Raw genomic sequence first — 20,153 nt, forward strand, 5'->3', positions numbered from 1 at the left:
GTTGCTTCGGCGAGGCGATCACGCTGTGCCTGCAGCGGCCATGCCGTGGTGGGCGGCAAAGAACGGCAGCAGGCAACGCGGCAACCAGTCAATGCGGCCGGGAAACGGGCCTTCCACAAAACCGACATGGCCGCCCCGTTCGGGCTGGAGCAAGGTCACGGCCGGGCTGACTTCTTGGTGGGTCGGCAAGGCCGATGCCGGCAAGAAAGGATCATTGCGTGCGTTGATGATCAGTGTGGGTACGGCAATCCTCGTCAACAGGGGCTTGCTGCTGGCGCGGGTCCAATAGTCGAGCACCCCCTTGAACCCATGCAAGGGTGCAGTCACCCTGTCATCAAAGTCCCGGAAGGTGCGGGCAGCCCGGATCTGCTCGGTCGAGACACCCAGATAAGCGAGCTCGTCGGCAAAGGCCGCGAGCTGGGTCAGTGTCTTGGGCCGAAGGGTGCGCAGGAACTCGCGTGTGTACACCCATTTATTGAATCCGCGATCCAGTACCCTGCCCGCCGCCAGCAAATCCAGTGGTGCCGAGATCACCGCAGCACTATTGATCAGCGACAGCGCAGCCTCACCCTGCTCACCCAGCCACTTGGCCAGCGCATTACCGCCCAGGGAAACCCCAGCCACAAAGACAGGGCCGGCAACAGTGGCACGTACGCGGCGCACTATCCAGTCGACTTCGGCGGAATCCCCCGCGTGATAGGCGCGCGGTTTGCGGTTGGGATGGCCGCCGCAGCCCCTGAAGTGCACCACGGCACCTCGCCAGCCCTGTTGGCGCGCAGCCCGCATCAGCGCCACCGCGTAATGACTGTTGGCGCTGCCCTCAAGTCCATGGAAATGAATCAATACCGGCGCGTCCTCCGGGGCATCGGTCACCAGCCAATCCACCGCGATCTCGTCGCCATCGGGGGTGTCCCACACTGCGCGCTGATAAGGCGGTGGCGGACGCTTCAGCATCAAGGCCGGGTAGATGGTTTCCAGATGGGCGCCAGGCAACCAGTTCGGAGCGTGATAGGTGGGCAGTTCGTGCGGCATGGTGCGATTCTAGCCTGTTGCGCAGGCGTGCCGGCTTGAGTCTGCAATTGCAATCCATTAAAATGCGAACCATTCTCAATATCAAAATCAGGAAGCATCATGTGGTCGGCACCTGCACAGCCTAAACGTCTCCCCGTGCTGCTGGTCGTGGGTCTCTTGCACCTGGGCCTGCTCCAGCTGGCCCTGTTGCGCCTGCAGCAAGACCCGGTAAGGCGCGAGCCGGTTCCCCTGATGACCACCCTGATTCTGCCCGCCCCTGTTCCAGAGCCCCAAGCGGCGCCCGAGCTGCAGCAGCCTCGCCAGACCACACTGGCATTGCCGCGTCGCGACCTTGTGGCCACGCCTGAAATCGACATTGCCCCGGTTACGCAGGTGCAACTGGCTGTGAGCACATTCAGCGAACCACCCGCACCCAGTCGTATCGAAACCCCGCCGACGCCGCCCAGTCCACCAGCCCCCATCGTGCCACCTCGCAGTGATGCCGCCCATCTCAACAACCCGCCACCGAGCTACCCGGGGCTATCCCGCAAGCTCGGCGAAGAGGGTCGGGTCATGCTGTTGGTGTTCATCCAGCCCGACGGCAAGGTCAGCGAAGTACGCCTCAAGCAATCCAGCGGCTTCGAGCGGCTGGATCAAGCCGCCATGGATGCCGTGAAGCGCTGGCGCTATGTGCCCGCCCGGCAGGGCGATACGGCCATTGCCTTCTGGTATGCCCAGCCGGTGGACTTTGCCTTGAGCTGATCGCACTGGCGCGGACAAGCTCGCCAGAACAAAACAAAAAGCCACGACAGCAATGTCGTGGCTTTATTGATTCTTCCCGTCATGGGGATGGGGCGCTGTGACTGGTGCCCGGAGCCGGGATCGAACCGGCACAGCTTGCGCCGAGGGATTTTAAGTCCCTTGTGTCTACCAGTTTCACCATCCGGGCGGATGCCATTGAGGTGGAGGCGGGTCCCAGAATCGAACTGGGATGGACGGATTTGCAATCCGCTGCATAACCATTTTGCTAACCCGCCGTTAGCCACAGACGAAAAAGGGAAAGTCGCGCTTTCCCTTTTTCTTTTGATCTGGAGCGGGAGAAGAGTCTCGAACTCTCGACCTATACCTTGGCAAGGTATCGCTCTACCAACTGAGCTACTCCCGCATTCACAACACTGTCTGCAAGCAACTGGAGCGGGAGAAGAGTCTCGAACTCTCGACCTATACCTTGGCAAGGTATCGCTCTACCAACTGAGCTACTCCCGCTTCGTGTTTTGCTTGCTTCGTGTGTTACGAAGAGCCGCCATTATAGGTTCGAAAAAATCGCTGTCAAGCATGTTGGTGACACACGCTCTGCCCTCTAAAGCCCGGCAGCCGGACTTGTGGCGCTAAGTGCTTGTTCTGGCAGGCGGGCCAACTCAGACTCGTTGCCTGAAAAAAACGGCGCGTCCCTCAGGACACGCCGCCAAGACTCCCCAACGAAACAGTACAACCCCGCCGCAAGAACTTCCGGGGTCGACTGGGACGGGTATATGCAGGGACTGTGCCAATTCATTCCGACCCTGGAAGAATCTTGCAAAAATAGAAGCAAGAGACTGTTTTTAAAAGAAATATTCAAGATCAACTTGAGCATACACAGGGTGGGATAGCCTGGCGGCGGCGGATTGGCATGCTGCACTGCAGCGCCCGGTTCGCCCCATTCTGGTACCCTATGCGCCAAAGGTGGGCGAGCAACAAATAATGCGTCGGGATTTGCTTAACGGATGCGGCTGCTAAGATGGAAAAGCCATGACGACCAAACCGCCAACTCGCCCCCTGATCATTCCGCCATTGCCACCCGTGACTACCTCGGCCGGGAGCCGCGAGTTCAAGTTCACCCAGCAGGATTTTGATCGGGTGAAGAAGCTCATTTATGAGTACGCGGGCATCGCCCTCAACGAGAGCAAGCACGATATGGTTTATGGCCGCTTGGCCAAACGCCTGCGCGCACTAGGAATGACCAATTTTCAGGATTACCTGGCCTTGCTGGAGCGGGGTAGCGGCAACACGGCGGAGTGGGAAGCCTTCATCAACTCGCTGACTACCAACCTCACGTCATTCTTTCGTGAGTCTCATCACTTTCCAATGCTGCGGGATCATCTGCGCGCCAATCAATCGCAGGGTCCGCAAAACATCTGGTGTTCAGCCTCTTCCACCGGCGAGGAGCCTTGGTCTCTGGCCATCACGGCGGCAGAGGCCTTTGATACCCTGCGACCGCCCGTCAAGATCATCGCAACCGATCTGGACACCAATGTGCTGAAGATCGCCCAGGCGGGTGTCTACAGCGCCGACAAGGTCGACAAGCTCACGCCGGCCCAGCTGACGCGCTTCTTCAACAAGCGCGCTGACGGGCAATACGAGATCAAGACTGAGCTCAAGGAAATGATGACCTTCCGCAAGCTCAACCTGATCGAGCCGATCTGGTCGGTGCGGGGGCCCTTCGACGCGATGTTCTGCCGTAACGTAATGATCTATTTCGACCGGCAGACGCAACTCAAGATACTGGAGCGTTTTGCGCCGTTATTGCGTGATAACGGTTTGCTGTTCGTGGGGCACTCGGAAAATCTGTACCACGCATCGCATCTGTTCACGCTCAAGGGCAAGACCGTCTACGAGCGCGAAAAAGGCACCCGGACGGGTGCCTGAACCGGATCACGCCTCGCGCGTGACCCGCAAGATCTCTTCGAGCGTGGTTCGGCCTGCAATGACCTGCTGGATACCATCGGTCCGCAGGCTGCTCATGCCGCCGCGCGCGGCGGCTTCGCGCAGACTGGCTTCTGACGCGCCATCATGAATCTGGCGGCGGATTTCATCATCCACCGTCAGCAACTCGAAAATCCCGGCACGGCCCTTGTAACCCAGATGATTACAGGCCGCACAGCCCGTGGCCCGGTATACCGTCGCACCCGGCTCGATGCCCAGTGCGGTGGCCTCTGCCAAGTCGGCCGCCGCAGCCTGTTTGCAGGCCGGGCAAAGCTGGCGGAACAGGCGCTGTGCCAGCACGCCGATCAGGCTGGAGGCCAGCAGGAAGGGTTCAATACCCATATCTACCAGCCGCGTGATCGCGCCCGGTGCATCATTGGTGTGCACGGTGGCGAGCACCAAGTGGCCGGTCAGCGAGGCCTGTACGGCAATCTGCGCGGTTTCCAGATCACGGATTTCACCGATCATGATGACATCCGGATCCTGCCGCAGTATCGCCCGCAAGGCGCGCGCAAAGCTCATGTCGATGCGCGGGTTGACCTGGGTCTGGCCGACGCCGTCGAGGTCGTATTCGATCGGGTCTTCCACCGTCATGATGTTGGTGGTGCTGGCATCCAGCGCGGCCAGCGCGGCATAGAGCGTGGTGGTCTTGCCCGAGCCGGTGGGCCCGGTAACCAGAAGAATGCCGTGTGGCTCGCGGGTCAGGCGCAGCATGGCATCCAGCGTGCTGCCACGCATGCCCAGCTTTTCCAGATCCAGTCGCCCTGCAGATTTATCGAGCAGGCGCAGCACGGCACGTTCGCCGTGCCCTGTGGGCAGCGTGGAGACCCGTACATCCACCGGCCGGCCAGCGATACGCAGGGTGATGCGGCCATCTTGCGGCAGACGCTTTTCCGAAATATCCAGATTCGCCATCACCTTGATCCGCGACACGATGGCGGCATGCAAGGCCCGCTTGGGCTCGATGACATCGCGCAGCTTGCCGTCAATGCGAAAGCGCACGACCGAGCGGGTTTCGAAGGGTTCGATATGGATATCGGACGCCCCCTCGCGCAGCGATTCGGTGAGCAAGGCGTTGATCAGGCGGATGATTGGGGCGTCGTCCTCGGCCTCCAGCAAGTCCTCGATGGCGGGCAGGTCCTGCGCCAGTCGGCTGAGGTCCAGATCCGATTCAATGTCTTCAGCCACATCGGCAGACTGGCTGTCCTGACGGGCAAACAGTTGCGACAGTCGGGCATCGAACGCCGCGGTATCGAGCACTTCCACGTTCACCGGCTTACCGATCAGGCGGCGCAGCTCCATCAGGCCGCCCAGATCCGCGCCCTTACGCAGCAACACATCGACTGAATCGCCGTGATCGGCAATATCCACCGCGCCGCGCTGGCGGGCAAACCCGTAGCTGGCTCGACGCTGATACATCATTGCGCAGAACCCGTCGGGGCCTCTGCCGGCTTGGCAGGCCGCACATCCAGCACTGGCAGGGCCACCTCGGGCAGATCGGGCAGCATGACGCGGCGATCGGATTGGTAGGCCTGCTGGGTTTCGCGCAGCATCTGGTAACGCTCGTTGCTGAGGGTGGCGGCACTCTGGCTATCGCGCAGCACCACCGGGCGCAGGAAAACCATCAGATTGGTGCGGCCGCTGGAGCGCTTCTCATAGCGGAACAGATTACCCAGCACCGGGATATCGCCCAGCAGCGGGACCTTGTTCACACCTTCGGACACCTTGTTCTCGATCAGGCCGCCGAGCACGATGACCTGACCATCATCCACCAACACCTTGGAGTCGATGGTGCGCTTCTTGGTGGCAATGCCCGTGCCGTTGGTGGAAACGCTGGCATCAATGCTGGATACCTCCTGCGATACCGACAGCGTGATCGCACCGCCCTCGGACACCTGCGGCTTGACCTTGAGCTGGATACCCACGTCCTTGCGTTCCACGGTGGTGAACGGGTTCTGGTTGGCGCCGGTGGACGACTGCGTACCGGTAATGATGGGGATATTCTGACCCACGAGGATCTTGGCCTCCTCGTTATCCAGCGTCAGCAGGTTGGGCATGGAGAGCACATTGCCATCACCGTTGGCCTCGATCGCCGTGGCAATCGCACCCAGCGTGGGCGTCTTGCCGTCGCCGCTGACACTGCCGTTGACCACGCCCAGCGTAAACCCGGCCGGCAATGCCGAATACGACTTGGTTGCCACTGCCGCCGCAATATTGGCGAGGCTGGAACCACCCTGCCCCAGATTGCTCAGGCCGATGGTATTGGCCTTGTCGCTACCACCACCGACAAGCCACTGGATGCCGAACTCGCCACTCTTGTCGATGGAGACTTCGGCAATCATCGCCTCCACATAAACCTGCGCGCGGCGCACATCCAGCTTGTCGATCACCGCACGGATATTGTTGTAGACATTGTCGGGCGCGGTCACGATCAAGGCATTGGTGGTGGCATCGGCCTGAATCGCCACGCCATTGCCTGCCTGCCCACCCGCACTGCCACCACCCGTGGTGACCACCGGCATGGCGGAGGCCGACTGGACCGGTGTACCGCCCAGACCAGACTGGCTCACGCTGGTGAAGTTGCTGCTGGCCTGCTGCGGCACATCGGTCCCGGTGAGAATCGCCTTGAGCGTGGCAGCCAGCTTGGTGGCCTCGGCATTGCGCAGATAGATCACATGGATATTGCCGCCCGCTGCACTCTCTTTGTCGAGGCTGGCGACAATCTTGCGGATCTGCGCAAGATGGGCGGCGTTATCACCGCGCACCAGCAGACTGTTGCTGCGCACATCCGCCACCAAGGAAGTCTTGCGTACTCCGTCAGGGGACACCAGTGGTGCCGTAGCGCCCGCGCCACTGCTGACGATGACCTCAGGCATCAACCGGCCGATCATCTGGCCCACGTCCGGCGCCGATGCATAGTTCAGCTTGAGCACCTCCAGATCGGCTGCGGCCGGCTGATCGACCAAGGCCACGATCTGGTTCAGACGCTTGATATTGTCGGCGTAGTCAGTAATGACCAGGATATTCGCGCCGGGGTAAGGCGTAATGGAGTTGTTCGGGGTAATCAGGGGCCGCAATACCGGCACCAGTGCCTGCGCCGACTCATGCTTGAGCGGGTACACCTGGGTCACAATGCGCTCGCCACTGGCATTGAGCTTGGGACCCAGGGTCAGACCATAGCTCTGCTTGGCATCGGCTTCCGGCACGATACGCACTGCACCCGCCACTTCCACCACGGCAAAGCCTTGCAGCCGGAGCGCCGCCAGCAGGATTTCGTACACATCCTTCTGCCGCACCGGGCTGGCCGACACGATATTCACCGTGCCCTTCACCCGGGGATCGAGCACGAAATTCTTGCCCGTAATCAGCCCCACCGCTTTGACCGTGGATTCGATGTCCGAATTGACGAAGTTGAGCATCACCTTGTCATCTGCAGCCCACACCTGACCGGTGAGCAACAAGGCAAGGGCGAGCGTCTTTAGCTGTCTTTTCATGGCGTTGGGCGATTTTCGATACGGTAACGCAGCTGCACGGGTGTGCCGTTGCGGATAACTGAAACCTGGACCTGGCTAGACTGACTGAATGCTGCGTAAAGCGCCGAGATATCGGCGGCACGCTGCAAAGGGGTGCCGTTGACACTGCTGATCACATCGCCACTTTGCAGCCCTAACGGACCTGCGAGCGGCTGCGCAGCCGCATTTTCCACCACGATGCCAGCACCCGGCGCATCCACCAAACCACGCGCCCAGTCAGCAACATTCAGTGTTTGCATGCCCTCGACCAGGGTTTGCCGGTTCAACAACCTGTCGTCGCCGGATCGGGCTGCGGAGGGCCCCAGCCTGCCCCGGTCCGCGCGCGACATCCGCTCGCCACGCTCGCCATACCCCTCGGGGCGGCGCGCAGGCTCGCCCTGCTGCACAGGTGGCGCTGCCGGCGGCAGACCACCAGCCAAGGCCACTCCGCTGGCGGCAGGCTTGGCATCCAGCTCCAGCCGTTCCCGGCGACCGCGGTTATCCACGATCACATGATCGAAACCGACATCTGAAAGACGCACCCCGGACTGGATCTCCTCACCAACCCGGACGGCCAGCGCAGCTTGTCCAGGCTGCTCGAAGATGGCGGCAGCCGGGCTGGCGTGGGCAATCACGCCGCGCAGCTTGAGGTTCAGGGAAGACGGCTGCAGATCGCCCGCAGGAGGGCCGAACAAGGCGGCCAGCGCCGAGACATCCACAGGCGCAGGCCGCGTAGCGGAAAGCGGCGGCGCAGCGACCGGCAGGCTGGGTGCCGGGCCGACAAGCAGCCAGAACAATCCTGCGGCCAACCAGGCAACGATCAGCAACAGGGCTGCATTCAGGCAGCGATAGAACCACGGCGAAGTGGGTAGAGAGATGATCATCCGTTGCAGGGAGCAAGCCCGTGGGGTGCGCAGGCGCGCACGGCAGGCGGATTTATATCAGCAAGCCGGCCCCACCGCCATGCCGCTGCGTTTTCCAGTGCGCGCGTTGACACCCTGAGCCGGGCCATGCTTTAATCCGCCCCCTTTGCTGCTGGCCACGTGCTACGGCAAAGTTCTGGAGTGGTAGTTCAGTTGGTTAGAATACCGGCCTGTCACGCCGGGGGTCGCGGGTTCGAGTCCCGTCCACTCCGCCAACAAGTTTTCGCGCTGAGCCAGTCTGTATCGGCTTGACGCAACAAGGCAGCGCATGATTGAATGCGCGCCTTTCCGGAATCGGGAAACCAGATTTCGGGCGGTTAGCTCAGGGGTAGAGCACTGCCTTCACACGGCAGGGGTCACTGGTTCGATCCCAGTATCGCCCACCAGTTTGGGTGTGTTGCTCGCAAGACAGCGCACCATGGAGTGGTAGTTCAGTTGGTTAGAATACCGGCCTGTCACGCCGGGGGTCGCGGGTTCGAGTCCCGTCCACTCCGCCAGCATCAAGCAAAAGCCCAGTCGCAAGACTGGGCTTTTTGCATTGCTTCCCTGCCGATGGGCAGCCCGCCGTGGTCAGATCCACGCGATGGCGGGCCCGCCGCGGATCCAGCTCACCAGCACCTGCTTGCAACCGGCCTCAACCGGCAATGCCGCATGCAGATATTCGGACGGGAAAGCAATCGCCATCCCGGTGCGCGGCTCAATCTGGAATCCCATATCCGGGAAACAGGTGCCACCACCCACGAAGTCTTCATTGAGATAACAGACCACCGAAAACGCCCGATGGTCCAGTGACCCGCCATTGTCGCGATGCGGCAGATAGCGGCCACCTTGGGTGTAACGGATTGCGCAGAACTCCTGCGGCTCGATATCGGATTTGCCGAATTCCGCCACCAAGCCGGGAACCAGCTTCTGCTCGATACGCCGGCAGAAACGATTCATGACCTTGCGTACACCGGCAAACTCGCTGACTTCCGCCAAGCGGACCTCCGGCATCAGTTCAATCGCTTCCTCGCCGGTATCGCTGGCATTGACCACATGAGCCGGCGCCCAGTCCCGCGCAGTGAGCAGCGCACTGCGAATGCGCTCACACTCGGCCTCGCTGAATAATCGCTCGTAAACGATGCCACTCTGCGCCAGCTGCGCTGTCGATGCGTAAGGTTCAACCATCGGGCAATACGACTCCTTTCAGACTCAGCGCCGCTTCGGCACGGCAGACTGTGCCGCTCACGCCAACCCGAAGCCGGGCATCGGGCTGGCATCCCGCGACGGATCACTTCTTTTTGCTGGCGGGCTTGGCGGCTGGCTTCTTGGCTTTGGGCTGCTTGGCCGCCGCTGCGGCCGGTGGGGGCTTGGGTGGGCCGCCGACATTCGGCTTCGTGGGCGGCGGTTTGGGTGGGCCGCCCACATCCGGTTTCATGGGTGGCGGCTTGGGCGGGCCGCCCACGGGCGTGGTCAGGCCGGGGGGTTTGGGTGGACCTCCCAGCGCCTTGGCACCCTTGGGTGGTTTGGGCGGTCCATTATCGTCACCGGCCTCTCCCTTGGTGGCCAGGGTCAGATTCGACAACAACTCATCAGAAATTCCGACGCCGTGCTGGCGCAGCAGCGCCGATGTCTGCCCCAGGAATTCCAGGCGCAGCCGGTTGTTCTTGCTCAGCACGGATTGCAGTTTGGTCAGTTCGGCCTTGGTATCGGTTTTTGCCACTTGACGTCTCCTCAGGGGAAAGTGCGACATTGAAGCTCGCGCCTTTGAGACTAGGCAGTTGCGCTAGACTGTCAAGAATTTGCCGACTGCGATATCTGCGTGCTGATTGCTTTCTTCCGCCTGTTGCACAACCTGGTCCGCCTGCCGCATCTGCTGCTGATGCTGGCCGGCCTCCATGCGTATCCAGCAGGGCAATGGCAGTTTCAGCACATCAATCTGGAGACCGGTCTGTCCCATGAGAGCGTCTGGGCACTGGCGCAAGATGGTGCAGGCTATGTGTGGATCGGTACACAGGTCGGTCTCAACCGTTTCGACGGGCACCGGCTCGACGTATTCCGGCGACAGACTGCGCCCACTCAAGGGCTGACCAATGATCGCGCCCATCAGCTCGAAACGGATCGTGATGGCACGCTCTGGATCATTACCGATGATGGCCTGTACACCGTGCGGCCGAATCTGGGCACACCTATGCGCTACGCGCTGCCCGATGCCGGCTTTGTGCCAGGACAGGTGAGAGCGTCACGCAGCGGCGGTGTCTATGCCGCATCCGGCCAGCATCTGTATCACATCGCCTCGCCCGACACCCCACCGCGCCTGCTGACCGACAAACTGCCCAACGCGGGCAGGCATGTGCTTGCCGAGGCACGCGATGAGGGCCTGTGGATAGGCACCGGAGACGGTCTGTATCGCTACCGTGCAGGTCAGCAGGCAGTACAGCGCATTCCGCTCGACGAGCTCGCCGCGCAAGACGCCGGGGCAAGCTTCGTGCTTTCGCTGGTCGAAGACCGGCAGCGAAGGTTATGGGTAGGTACACGCAGCGGTTTGCTGCGCGGCCAGTCCGAAGCCGGTGGTGGCCTGCGCTGGTATCGCATGGGTGTGGCAGATGGCTTCAGCCGCGGCTCCATACGCACCTTGCTGGAACGCCGTAACGGTGAAATCTGGACGAGCAGCAACGGGGACGGTATCCGCTACCTGCCGCCGGGTGCGGCGCGTTTCGTCACGGTACAGCACGATCCCGCTGACTCGGCCGCCTTGGCCGCCAACCACGCCAACGTCATGCTGGAGGACCGGCAGGGCGGGCTCTGGTTTGCGCATGATGGTGCCGGTGTCAGCCGGCTCGACCATCAGCGCAACCGATTTGAACGTTACACCGATGCGGCTCGGGATACCGAGGGCAAAACCCATTCCGTCTATACGCTGGCGCCCAGCCAGTCCGGCATGTTGTGGCTGGGTCTGTATGGCGGCGGGGTCAAGCGCTTCGATGTGGCCTCGGGCCAGAGCATCGTGTTTCCCCTGCGCGACCCCGAGGGCAAACCCATCTCCCCATGGGTAACCGGCATTGTCGAAGACGCGGACCGCAACCTGTGGGTGAGCACCATGTCGGGCATCCACAAAGCCGGCCCGGGTAGCAACGTGGCCCGGCGCGTGGTCTATGCGCCGGGCAATGATGCCGCACAGCAGGTGCAATCGCTGGCATGGGACCCGGCGGGTTATGTCTGGGTCAGCAGCAACAACGGCGTGCATCGCATCGAGGCACGCACGGGCGCGGTGAAGAGCTTCCTGCACGATCCGGATGATCCCCACTCCATCGCGGCAACCGTGGGTGGCGTACCCTCGGTGGACCGGGTGGGCAGGCTGTGGGTGGGCACGTGGGGAGGTGGCGTCAACATGCTGCAGAAGGATGGCCGCTTTCTGCGTTTGCCCATCGCCTCGACGAACAATCCGAACGGACTCGCCAGCCCGCGAGTTACCAATCTACTGCCTGATCGGCATAACGGCATGTGGGTGGCCACCGACAGAGGGGTGGATCTGGTCACGGTGGATCACCGCGGCAAGGTACAGTTTCGCGGTTTCGTGAACGACAAAGACCCTGCAGGGGTTGGCGCCAACACCATGCTGCAGGATGACGACGGCGCGCTCTGGGTAGGTACGGCCAGCGGCATTGCGAGACTGGACCCCGCCACCGGGCAGTTCCGCCATTACTTTCAGGGGGATGGATTACTGCCGGGCGGTTATGCCGACGGTGCCCATGCCACCTGGCGCTCGCCCGATGGCCGCCTGTTCTTTGGCGGCAGCAAGGGCTTGAGCGCATTCCGGCCGGCCGGGCTGCAGGATGACCGCGCCGCGCCGTCGGTACTCATCACCGACTTCCAGATGTTCAATCAATCGATACGTGAACCCGCCCTGGCACGCAGGCTGGGAGTAAAAACGGCGATCGAGTTCACCCGCGAATTGACCCTGCCCTGGGACAGCGATGTCTTCACGATCAGCTTTGTGGGCTTGAAATTCACCGACCCGAAGCGATACCGCTACGCGTTCAAGCTGGAAGGATTCGACAGGGACTGGCACTACACGGGCGCAGACAAACGGTTTGCCACGTATACCCACCTGGATCCGGGTCAGTACCGGTTCCTGGTCAAGGCTGCCAATCAGGATGGTGTGTGGTCAGCCACGCCCACCGAGTTGGGAATTACGATCACACCGCCCTACTGGGCAACCTGGTGGTTCCGGCTCACCGTGCTCTCGGCCATCATCGTGCTGGGCACCCTGATCTATCGCGCCCGCATCAATGCGCTGCACCGGCAGAACCAGTTGCTGGAGCGCCGGGTGAGTACGCGCACAGCGGAGCTGAACCTGGCGCTGCATGAACAGGAGGCAATCCTGACCCATGCAATGACAGGGATCGCATTTGTTCGCGATGAGCAGATCGCCCGTTGCAATACCCGCTTTGCCGACATGCTGGGTTATCACCCGGATGAGCTGATCGGTCGGCCCATGTGCAGTCTGTTCTCGCATCAGGAAGACTTCATCGCCACCCTGGGTCGCAGCCCGGAACCCGCCAGCGGCACCCCCTTCAGCGATGTGGCTTTGCAGACGCGCGACAAGCGCACGCTTTGGTGTGTGTCGCAGGCCAAGCGCGTGAGCGACAGCGATATCACTCAGGGTCTGGTCTGGGTGGTGCAGGACGTCACGGCGCGGCGTGAGGCCGAGCAGGCCTTGATCGAAGCCAAGGACAAGGCCGAAGTCGCCACGCGGGCCAAGTCGGAGTTCCTCGCCAATATGAGCCACGAGATCCGCACCCCCATGAATGCGGTCATCGGCCTGGCTCATCTGGCCCTGCAAACCCCTCTGAACCTGCAGCAGCGCGATTACATCAGCAAGATCCATCGCGCCGGACAGTCACTGCTGGCCATCATCAATGACATCCTCGACTTCTCCAAGATCGAGGCCGACAAGCTCGAACTCGATATCAACCCGTTCCGGCTTGACGACGTGCTGGCGAGCCTGACGACGGTCACTCAGCAAAAAGCTCATGAGCGTGCCATCAACTACCGCATCAGCCGCGCTGATGACGTGCCCGATGCCCTGCAAGGCGACCAGCTGCGCCTGACCCAGGTGCTGATCAATCTGGTGAACAACGCGATCAAGTTCACCGAACCCGGTGGCGAGGTCGACCTGCGTATCCAGTTACTGGAGCGCGAGGGCGAATCAGTGCGCCTGCGCTTTGAGGTCAGCGACAGCGGTATCGGCATGAGCCGCGCGCAGCAATCTGTCCTGTTCCAGCCATTCACCCAGGCCGATGGTTCCACCACCCGCAAGTACGGCGGCACCGGGCTGGGCCTCTCCATTTCGCGCCGGCTGGTCGCGCTGATGGGCGGCGAGATCGACGTCGATAGCGAGCTGGGCCGAGGCTCGCGCTTTGGCTTCACCCTGGCTTTCGCCCTGCCCGCAGCCGACCAGATTCCGGCACCGCAGCGCAAGATACGCGATGCCACCTGGCGCCCCAGCCAGCAGCATGCCGGCAAGCGGGTACTGCTGGCCGACGACAACAGCATCAACCAGCAGATCGTTTCCGAGCTGCTGGCCACCATGGGGATAGTCGTTGAACTGGCCGATAACGGGCAGGCCGCTGTGGCCAAGACACTGGCCGCCAAACCGGGTTACTACGCCATGATCCTGATGGATCTGGAAATGCCCATCATGGATGGCCACAGCGCCGCACGGGCCATTCGTCAGCACGCCCATCTGGCCAACCTGCCCATCATCGCCCTTACCGCTCACGCCATCGCCGAGGTACGGGACCGCTGCCTGGCCGAGGGCATGCAGGACTACCTCACCAAACCGATCCAGGCACAGCAACTGGAAGACATGATGGATCGCTGGATCGCCACGGCGGCCGTCGAGCCAACGCCACCTGCGGCGCCCAGTGCAACCAGCCAGACCCAGGCCAGCAGCCCGGTCGCGGACGCACCGCTGCCCGATCTGCCCCATGTCGATGTCGAGGCCGGTTTGCGCACCCTCAGTGGCAGCCAGCGCCTTTACCGGCGGCTATTGCAGCGCTTTCACGAGGGTTATGCCGAGGCACCTCAGCAATTGGCTGCGCACCTCGCTGCCGGGCGGTTTGAGGATGCCCACCGCCTGGCGCACACCATCAAGGGGCTGGCCGGCAATATGGGTGCCTTTGCACTGGGTGAAGCCGCCCGGGAGCTGGAGCAGCTGCTGGAGCAGGCCCGGCAGACGCCTGGCCAAGCGGCTTCCGCCGAACTGTTGGCCGCGAGCACCCAGTTGCAGTCCCTGCTGGTGCCGCTGCTGGCCGCCCTGGCCGGCTGGCTGCACAACGCCACCCCGATCAGCAGCGAAATCTAGGCGCACCACCACCCACGCGCGCGTGCTCACGTGCCCTCTTCCGTGCCGTCCCACTCTGCCCTGCGCCGACCGGTAGCCGCTCGCTTTTGCTGCCCGCGTCGCGCGCCACAGCCTGTCATCCCGCACTACCCGCCAAGTCATCGCTCGCGAGTGTTTCCGTAGCGATACAACAGCATGAGCGAGTATTGACAACACATAATTCGTAGTTATATTTCAACGCACGCAAAAACCGGAGAAAAGCCTTACGAATCAATCACTTTATGTAGTTGCCCATCTTGTTGCTACAAAATCGATAAACGGAGTGAGACACATGAAAAAGCAACACATTCGCCTCGGGCTGCTGACCGGGGTGCTGGCCCTCTGCTTGCCCGCGCAAGCCGCAACCGAGCAGGACAAAGCCAGTAGTGCCATCCTGTTCCAGGGCTTCCATTGGAACTCGAATGCCCTGTCCACTGGCTGGTATGCCGACCTGCAAGCCAAGGCCAGCGATCTGAAGACCCTGGGCGTGACGCATATCTGGATGCCGCCCGCCTCCGATGCCGCCGATAACGCAGGCTACCTGCCCCGCCAGCTCAACAAGCTCGACAGCAAATACGGCAACGAAGCTGCCCTGAGTGCTGCGCTGTCGGCCTTCAATGCCCAAGGCATCCATCCGGTGGCGGATATCGTCATCAATCACCGCGTGGGCACAGCCAACTGGGCTGACTTCACCAACCCGACCTGGGATTGCCGCGCCGTAGTCAGTGGTGACGAATGGACGGGTCGCTGCGGCAATGCCGACTCAGGCGACGGTTACGCAGCAGCCCGCGATCTGGACCACAGCCAGACCTTTGTCCAGAACGACCTCAAGACCTGGATCGGTACCCGGCTCAAGAACATCGGCTTCAAGGGCCTGCGCTTCGACTACTCCAAGGGCTACGGCGCGAACTACGCCAAGGTCTATCACGATGCGATGGCGCCAAGCTTTTGTGTCGGTGAAATCTGGACTGATCTCAACTTCAACAACGTGGATGCCCATCGCCAAGGCCTGATGAGCTTTGTGGACGGCACGGGCGGTACTTGTGGTGCCTTTGACTTCACCACCAAGGGTCTGCTGAACCAGGCACTGAGCGCCAACGAGTACTGGCGCCTCAAAGCCGCCGATGGCAAGCCGCAAGGCGGCATCGGCTGGTGGGCGCAGAAGATGGTGACCTTCGTGGACAACCACGATACCGGTCCGTCAGAAAGCTGCGGCAATGGCCAGAGTCACTGGCCAGTGCCGTGTGACAAGGTCATGCAGGGTTATGCCTACATCCTCAGCCACCCCGGCATCCCCACGGTTTACTACCCGCATGTGTACAACTGGGGCCTGAAGAACGACATCAAGGCGCTGATCGATGCCCGCAAGGCAGCAGGCATTACATCCACCTCCGCCGTCAGCATCCAGAAAGCCGAAACCGGCCTGTACGCCGCCATCATCACCGGCACGCAATACCAGCTGGCAATGAAGATCGGCCCCAATAGCTGGAGCCCCGGCGCAGGCTGGACCGTGGTGACCTCGGGCAGCAATTACAGCGTGTGGAAGAAAGGCGCGGCCGATACCTGTCTGGTCAATGTCAGCTTCAGCATCGCCAATGCCAACACCAGCTTTGGCGAGAACCTGTACGTGGTGGGCAATGACGCCGCGATTGGTGGCTGGGTTACCGGCTCCGCCTATCCGCTGACGATTCAGGGTACGGGCGCCAATGCCACCTGGAGCGGCACCACCAAACTGCCTTGCAGCACGGCCATCCAGTACAAGTACATCAAGCGCAACCCGCCGACGGGTGCCGTGATCTGGGAAAGCAACCAGGCCACCGCCAGTGGTAACCGCGAGTTCACCAGCGGTGCCAGCAATGGCAGCAGCCAGACGCGCAACGATGGCAGCTTCAAGTTCTAAGCCCGCCTGAGCGGCAAGACAACGGCCCCTGTGGGGCCGTTGTTGCTGGCGCATCCGCATGGCGCACAATGCGCCGCTGCACAGGATGTAACCCTGGTTTCATTGCAGCCCGCTTATCGTCATTGCCCATTCGCGGGCGCAGTCTTGCAGGCAATTGGCCGCATTGGATTGTGCTTTCTCGCTGGGGTATCGATCAGTCAGTGCGTGCAAATGAGTGAATCGATGCGCCAGTTCACCCCTGGCCGCCGTGTCGATATCCCCTGACAGCAACACGGCCGGCACCCCGCACGCAGCCGCATGCTGTGCGAGGCGCCAAGGCAGCTTGCCTTGCAGGGTTTGCGCATCGCTGCGGCCTTCGCCGGTAATCAGATAGTCCGCCCCCGTCAGCAGGGCATCGAGGCCCAGCAGATCAGCGAGCACCTCGGCACCCGGCTGGATTTCCGCACCCAGCAGGCGCAAGGCCCAACCCAGACCGCCGGCTGCGCCACTACCGGGCATCGTCCTCAAGGCACGGCCTGCCGATGCATCCCCCAGCGTGCCCAGATAAGCCACACTGCGATCCAGGGCTGCGGCATCTTCGGCGATCAGCCCCTTCTGCGGGCCGTATACCGCGGTGGCACCCTGCGGGCCACTGAGAGGATTGCTGACATCCGCCAAGGCCAGCAATCGGATTCGGGCCAGCCGGCTATCGAGACCCGTCAGGTCCAGTCGATATAGCCGATGCAACGTGGCCGGTGCCGGTGACAACAGCTTACCGGCGCGGTCGAGCAGGCGCGCGCCCAAGGCCACCAGCAGGCCCGCGCCACCATCATTGGTACCAGTACCGCCCAGGCCCACGATCACGCGCGGTGCGCCACTCGCCAGTGCGGCGCGCAGCAACTGGCCCAAACCCATGGTGTGGCGCTGCATCAGCGGGCTCTGCCCCACCAACCCCAACCCCACCACCTCGGCCGACTCGATCACGGCAGTACCATCGGCCAAGCTGAGCCATGCCGCACCGACCGGCTCGCCTTCCATGCCCCGCACCACGTCCGTATGCCAGTGCACACCCGGCAGCGATTCCAGCGCGGCCAGGGTGCCTTCGCCACCGTCGGCCATGGGCAGACAGTCGCACTGCGCCTCCGGGCAAGCCTGCCGGATACCCGCGGCGATAGCCTCGGCGGCGGCTTTGGCACTCAGGGTGCCCTTGAAGGAATCCGGTGAGATCAGAACGCGCATGCGCTCAGTGTAAAGCTTGGCAGGCCAGCTTGCCGCTCATCAACAAAGAGAACGAAAGTTCTCTGTTTGTATTTAGAATGGTGGCATGTCAGCACCTGTTCATGGCCGCGGTACGGGCGCCTTGCCCGACAACCGCTTTGCACAGCACCAGCGCGAAGCGGTCGATGACGGCTGGACCACGTTCGGCCAGGAAGACGACAAACCGCGCACGGTGATTCAACTTCACCCGGCCAAATCCATCATCAGCCACAACCAATCGCCCGATGTGCCCTTCAGCCAATCGATCAATCCCTATCAAGGTTGCGAGCATGGCTGCATTTATTGCTATGCGCGGCCCAGCCACGCCTATTGGGGCTATTCGCCAGGTCTGGATTTTGAAACGCAGATCATCGCCAAGCCCAACGCCGCAGCGCTATTGCGCACGGAGCTGGCCAAACCTACCTATCGCCCCTCACCCATCTGCATAGGTAGCAATACCGATTGCTACCAGCCCGCCGAGCGCGGGCTGGCGCTGACTCGTCGTTTGCTCGAAGTCATGGTTGAAACACGTCACCCTGTTCAGCTCCTGACCAAGAACGCCCTGATCGAGCGGGATATCGACCTGCTTGCGGATCTGGCCAGGGATGGACTGGTCCACGTGATGGTCAGCGTCACCACATTGGATCGGGATCTGGCGCGGCGCCTAGAGCCGCGCGCCAGTCAGCCGCTAAGGCGCCTCGATAGCATCTCGGCCCTGGCTCGCGCCGGCATCCCGGTAGGCGTGCTGGTGGCGCCCATCATCCCGGCGCTCAACGATCATGAGCTGGAGCGCATCCTGCAACATAGCCGCGACGCAGGTGCCTGCTCGGCAGGCTATGTGCTGTTGCGATTGCCGCGAGAGTTAGCTGATCTGTTCGATGACTGGCTGCAGCAACACTACCCGGATCGACGCCAGCATGTGCTGAGCCTGTTGCGACAATCACGCGAGGGGGCGTTGAATGATCCGGCGTTCGGCGGGCGCATGCGGGGCAGTGGTCTATTCGCCGAGCTGCTGCGGCAACGGTTCAGACTCGCCACGCAACGACTCGGCCTGGCCAAGCGTAGCCGGCCTCCCAGCAGTCAGCATTTCCGGCCACCGCGTAGCGATGGTCAGCTCGGGCTGTTTGATTGAGGACGCGGTCGTGGCGCCCGCGTGGTGTCCGCATTGTGCCCCTGCGCCACCGCCTCGCGCTGGGCGGCGTCCTGCGCCTGTGCTGGCTCACCATGCCGTTCCAGTTCCGCCAGCATGGCCACGCCGAACAGCGCTACCAGCCCCAATACCAGCGCCGGTTCCAGACCCAGATCAGTGCTTGGTTTCATGGACTGGGTATCCGCTCACGGCGAGGGTGCAGGCTGAGGGACACGTTTATCCGGCAAAGGCCGGACGCGAATGCGTGTGGTCGCCTGGCCAGCCACGGCAAAGTGTACGGCTACCTGGCGATCCTTGACCGATACGGGAGTCGGGCGGATCGGCGGGGACAGGTCACCACTATCGGCTTGGGTAAGCGGCCTTGGCTTGGCGGCAAGGCTGAAGAGTCCGAACATGGTCAGCCTCCTCAGAATTCGCCGCGAACCACGCGGTAGTTGAGCCGGGCATAGCGGGCGACACCAATCGCCAGCCATTTGGTCAGCCACACATCAATCGCCACCCACACCAAGCCCACGCAGAACACCCCGATCCCCGAGAGGCCCATGCTCAACGGCTGGGTCAGCTCGATGCCACCGAGGTCGACAGTAATGAACTGGGTCAGCCCGGAACCCGGCACGCTGGCCGCCACGAGCCCGACACCCGCCACCACCATCGACAAGCCGCCGGCAAAGAATCCCAGCAACAAACCGGCCACCAGCAGCAAGGGGATCAACAGCATCAGATTGACGAGGCCCAAGCCCACCACGGCAACAAACATCCGCGCAAAACTGCCGGGCGAACGGCTCTCTTCCCAGTCCTTGATGCGGGCTTCGGCACGCAGTTCACGGGCCAGTTGCCGCGGTGCGCCCAGCGAACGGGCAACATCTTCCTCGGTACGGCCTGCGGCCAGTGCGTCGCGGAAGTATTCCTCGTAATCGGCCAGGATCTCCTTGCACTCCTGGGCATCCATGACGCGCAGCTCATGCTTGAGCGTATTGAGAAACTGTTCGCGGTTCATGCTGCGGCCCCTTCGAGTATCTTGTTCACCTCTTCCAGGAATCCCGACCACTCGACCTTCATCTCGGCGAGTGCATCGGTGCCCTTGGCTTCCAGACGGTAGTACTTGCGCGGTGGCCCGGCATCAGATTCCACCAGATAGGTACTCACCAGACCATCGTTCTGCAGCCGGCGCATCAGCGGGTAGATGGTGCCTTCGCTCATGTCCACGCCATCGGCGAGGGTCGACACAATTTCATAGGCGTAACTGTCGTGGCGTGCAAGCAAGGCCAGCACGCACATTTCCAGTACACCTTTCTTCAGCTGCGTTTTCATC

Annotated in this window: 16 protein-coding genes and 7 tRNA genes; 8 read left to right on the top strand and 15 right to left on the bottom strand. The window is 62.1% G+C overall.

Annotated features, from left to right (window positions below):
* Positions 1–18: 18 nt before the first annotated feature.
* Positions 19–1,032, bottom strand: a complete 1,014-nt coding sequence (locus tag O9X62_RS00185) for a YheT family hydrolase (RefSeq protein WP_269530761.1) — start codon at positions 1,030–1,032, stop codon at positions 19–21.
* 99 nt (positions 1,033–1,131) lie between these two features.
* Here O9X62_RS00185 and O9X62_RS00190 point away from each other — a divergent pair, with 99 nt between their 5' ends.
* Positions 1,132–1,773: an energy transducer TonB gene (locus O9X62_RS00190; protein WP_269530762.1), complete on the top strand. Its 642-nt coding sequence runs from the start codon at positions 1,132–1,134 to the stop codon at positions 1,771–1,773.
* 102 nt (positions 1,774–1,875) lie between these two features.
* Here O9X62_RS00190 and O9X62_RS00195 read toward each other — a convergent pair.
* The 4 genes from O9X62_RS00195 to O9X62_RS00210 form a co-directional block, all read right to left on the bottom strand.
* A tRNA-Leu gene (locus O9X62_RS00195) sits at positions 1,876–1,960 on the bottom strand.
* Between the two features lie 14 nt (positions 1,961–1,974).
* Positions 1,975–2,048 (bottom strand) — tRNA-Cys (locus O9X62_RS00200).
* A 52-nt stretch (positions 2,049–2,100) separates the two neighbouring features.
* Positions 2,101–2,176 (bottom strand) — tRNA-Gly (locus O9X62_RS00205).
* 25 nt (positions 2,177–2,201) lie between these two features.
* Positions 2,202–2,277: transfer RNA gene (locus O9X62_RS00210), tRNA-Gly, on the bottom strand.
* A 522-nt stretch (positions 2,278–2,799) separates the two neighbouring features.
* On the opposite strand from O9X62_RS00210, the gene O9X62_RS00215 reads away from it, so the two are divergent.
* Complete coding sequence (locus tag O9X62_RS00215; protein ID WP_269530763.1) at positions 2,800–3,696, top strand: CheR family methyltransferase; 897 nt, start codon at positions 2,800–2,802, stop codon at positions 3,694–3,696.
* Positions 3,697–3,702: 6 nt separating this feature from the next.
* Here O9X62_RS00215 and gspE read toward each other — a convergent pair whose 3' ends face one another.
* From gspE to O9X62_RS00230, 3 genes are read right to left on the bottom strand one after another with little or no spacing between them, the layout of a single operon-like run.
* Positions 3,703–5,175 carry a type II secretion system ATPase GspE gene (gene gspE / locus O9X62_RS00220; protein ID WP_308446398.1) on the bottom strand — a complete coding sequence of 491 codons (1,473 nt, stop codon included), beginning with the start codon at positions 5,173–5,175 and terminating at the stop codon, positions 3,703–3,705.
* Positions 5,172–7,247: a type II secretion system secretin GspD gene (gspD, locus tag O9X62_RS00225; RefSeq protein ID WP_269530764.1), complete on the bottom strand. Its 2,076-nt coding sequence runs from the start codon at positions 7,245–7,247 to the stop codon at positions 5,172–5,174. The genes gspE and gspD overlap by 4 nt, the downstream gene beginning before the upstream one ends.
* Positions 7,244–8,149 (bottom strand): type II secretion system protein N, encoded by a 906-nt coding sequence (locus O9X62_RS00230; RefSeq protein WP_269530765.1) that lies wholly within the window; start codon positions 8,147–8,149, stop codon positions 7,244–7,246. Before O9X62_RS00230 ends, gspD begins: the two co-directional genes overlap by 4 nt.
* A 177-nt stretch (positions 8,150–8,326) precedes the next feature.
* Here O9X62_RS00230 and O9X62_RS00235 point away from each other — a divergent pair.
* The 3 genes from O9X62_RS00235 to O9X62_RS00245 all read left to right on the top strand — a co-directional run bounded on the left by O9X62_RS00235 (position 8,327) and on the right by O9X62_RS00245 (position 8,685).
* Positions 8,327–8,403: transfer RNA gene (locus O9X62_RS00235), tRNA-Asp, on the top strand.
* A 96-nt stretch (positions 8,404–8,499) separates the two neighbouring features.
* Positions 8,500–8,574 (top strand) — tRNA-Val (locus O9X62_RS00240).
* A gap of 34 nt (positions 8,575–8,608) precedes the next feature.
* A tRNA-Asp gene (locus O9X62_RS00245) sits at positions 8,609–8,685 on the top strand.
* A 73-nt stretch (positions 8,686–8,758) separates the two neighbouring features.
* Here O9X62_RS00245 and O9X62_RS00250 read toward each other — a convergent pair.
* Together O9X62_RS00250 and O9X62_RS00255 are read right to left on the bottom strand one after the other, a co-directional pair.
* Positions 8,759–9,355, bottom strand: coding sequence for a 2OG-Fe(II) oxygenase (locus tag O9X62_RS00250; protein WP_269530766.1), 597 nt, complete (start codon positions 9,353–9,355; stop codon positions 8,759–8,761).
* 103 nt (positions 9,356–9,458) lie between these two features.
* Positions 9,459–9,890: a hypothetical protein gene (locus O9X62_RS00255; RefSeq protein ID WP_269530767.1), complete on the bottom strand. Its 432-nt coding sequence runs from the start codon at positions 9,888–9,890 to the stop codon at positions 9,459–9,461.
* A 99-nt stretch (positions 9,891–9,989) separates the two neighbouring features.
* On the opposite strand from O9X62_RS00255, the gene O9X62_RS00260 reads away from it, so the two are divergent.
* On the top strand, positions 9,990–14,537 hold the full coding sequence (locus O9X62_RS00260; RefSeq protein WP_269530768.1) for a two-component regulator propeller domain-containing protein: 4,548 nt from the start codon (positions 9,990–9,992) through the stop codon (positions 14,535–14,537).
* 310 nt (positions 14,538–14,847) lie between these two features.
* Positions 14,848–16,455 (top strand): glucan 1,4-alpha-maltotetraohydrolase domain-containing protein, encoded by a 1,608-nt coding sequence (locus tag O9X62_RS00265; RefSeq protein WP_269530769.1) that lies wholly within the window; start codon positions 14,848–14,850, stop codon positions 16,453–16,455.
* Positions 16,456–16,554: 99 nt separating this feature from the next.
* Here the strand turns inward: O9X62_RS00265 and O9X62_RS00270 are convergent, their stop codons facing one another.
* Positions 16,555–17,673, bottom strand: coding sequence for a glycerate kinase (locus O9X62_RS00270; protein ID WP_269530770.1), 1,119 nt, complete (start codon positions 17,671–17,673; stop codon positions 16,555–16,557).
* 85 nt (positions 17,674–17,758) lie between these two features.
* Between O9X62_RS00270 and O9X62_RS00275 the strand changes: the two genes are divergently transcribed.
* The gene (locus O9X62_RS00275; protein WP_269530771.1) at positions 17,759–18,823 is read left to right on the top strand and encodes a PA0069 family radical SAM protein; all 1,065 of its coding nucleotides are present in this window, start codon (positions 17,759–17,761) and stop codon (positions 18,821–18,823) included.
* On the opposite strand, the gene O9X62_RS00280 is transcribed toward O9X62_RS00275, so the two are convergent.
* From O9X62_RS00280 to O9X62_RS00295, 4 genes are read right to left on the bottom strand one after another with little or no spacing between them, the layout of a single operon-like run.
* Positions 18,802–19,011: a hypothetical protein gene (locus O9X62_RS00280; protein ID WP_269530772.1), complete on the bottom strand. Its 210-nt coding sequence runs from the start codon at positions 19,009–19,011 to the stop codon at positions 18,802–18,804. The genes O9X62_RS00275 and O9X62_RS00280 overlap by 22 nt on opposite strands.
* A 15-nt stretch (positions 19,012–19,026) precedes the next feature.
* Positions 19,027–19,236 (bottom strand): hypothetical protein, encoded by a 210-nt coding sequence (locus tag O9X62_RS00285; protein ID WP_269530773.1) that lies wholly within the window; start codon positions 19,234–19,236, stop codon positions 19,027–19,029.
* An 11-nt stretch (positions 19,237–19,247) separates the two neighbouring features.
* A complete protein-coding gene (locus tag O9X62_RS00290) occupies positions 19,248–19,838 on the bottom strand; it encodes a DUF1700 domain-containing protein (protein WP_269530774.1) in 591 nt (196 codons plus the stop codon).
* Positions 19,835–20,152 carry a PadR family transcriptional regulator gene (locus O9X62_RS00295; RefSeq protein ID WP_269530775.1) on the bottom strand — a complete coding sequence of 106 codons (318 nt, stop codon included), beginning with the start codon at positions 20,150–20,152 and terminating at the stop codon, positions 19,835–19,837. Before O9X62_RS00295 ends, O9X62_RS00290 begins: the two co-directional genes overlap by 4 nt.
* Position 20,153 lies beyond the last annotated feature (1 nt).

The organism is Chitinimonas sp. BJYL2 (assembly GCF_027257935.1).
Classification (GTDB): domain Bacteria; phylum Pseudomonadota; class Gammaproteobacteria; order Burkholderiales; family Chitinimonadaceae; genus Chitinimonas.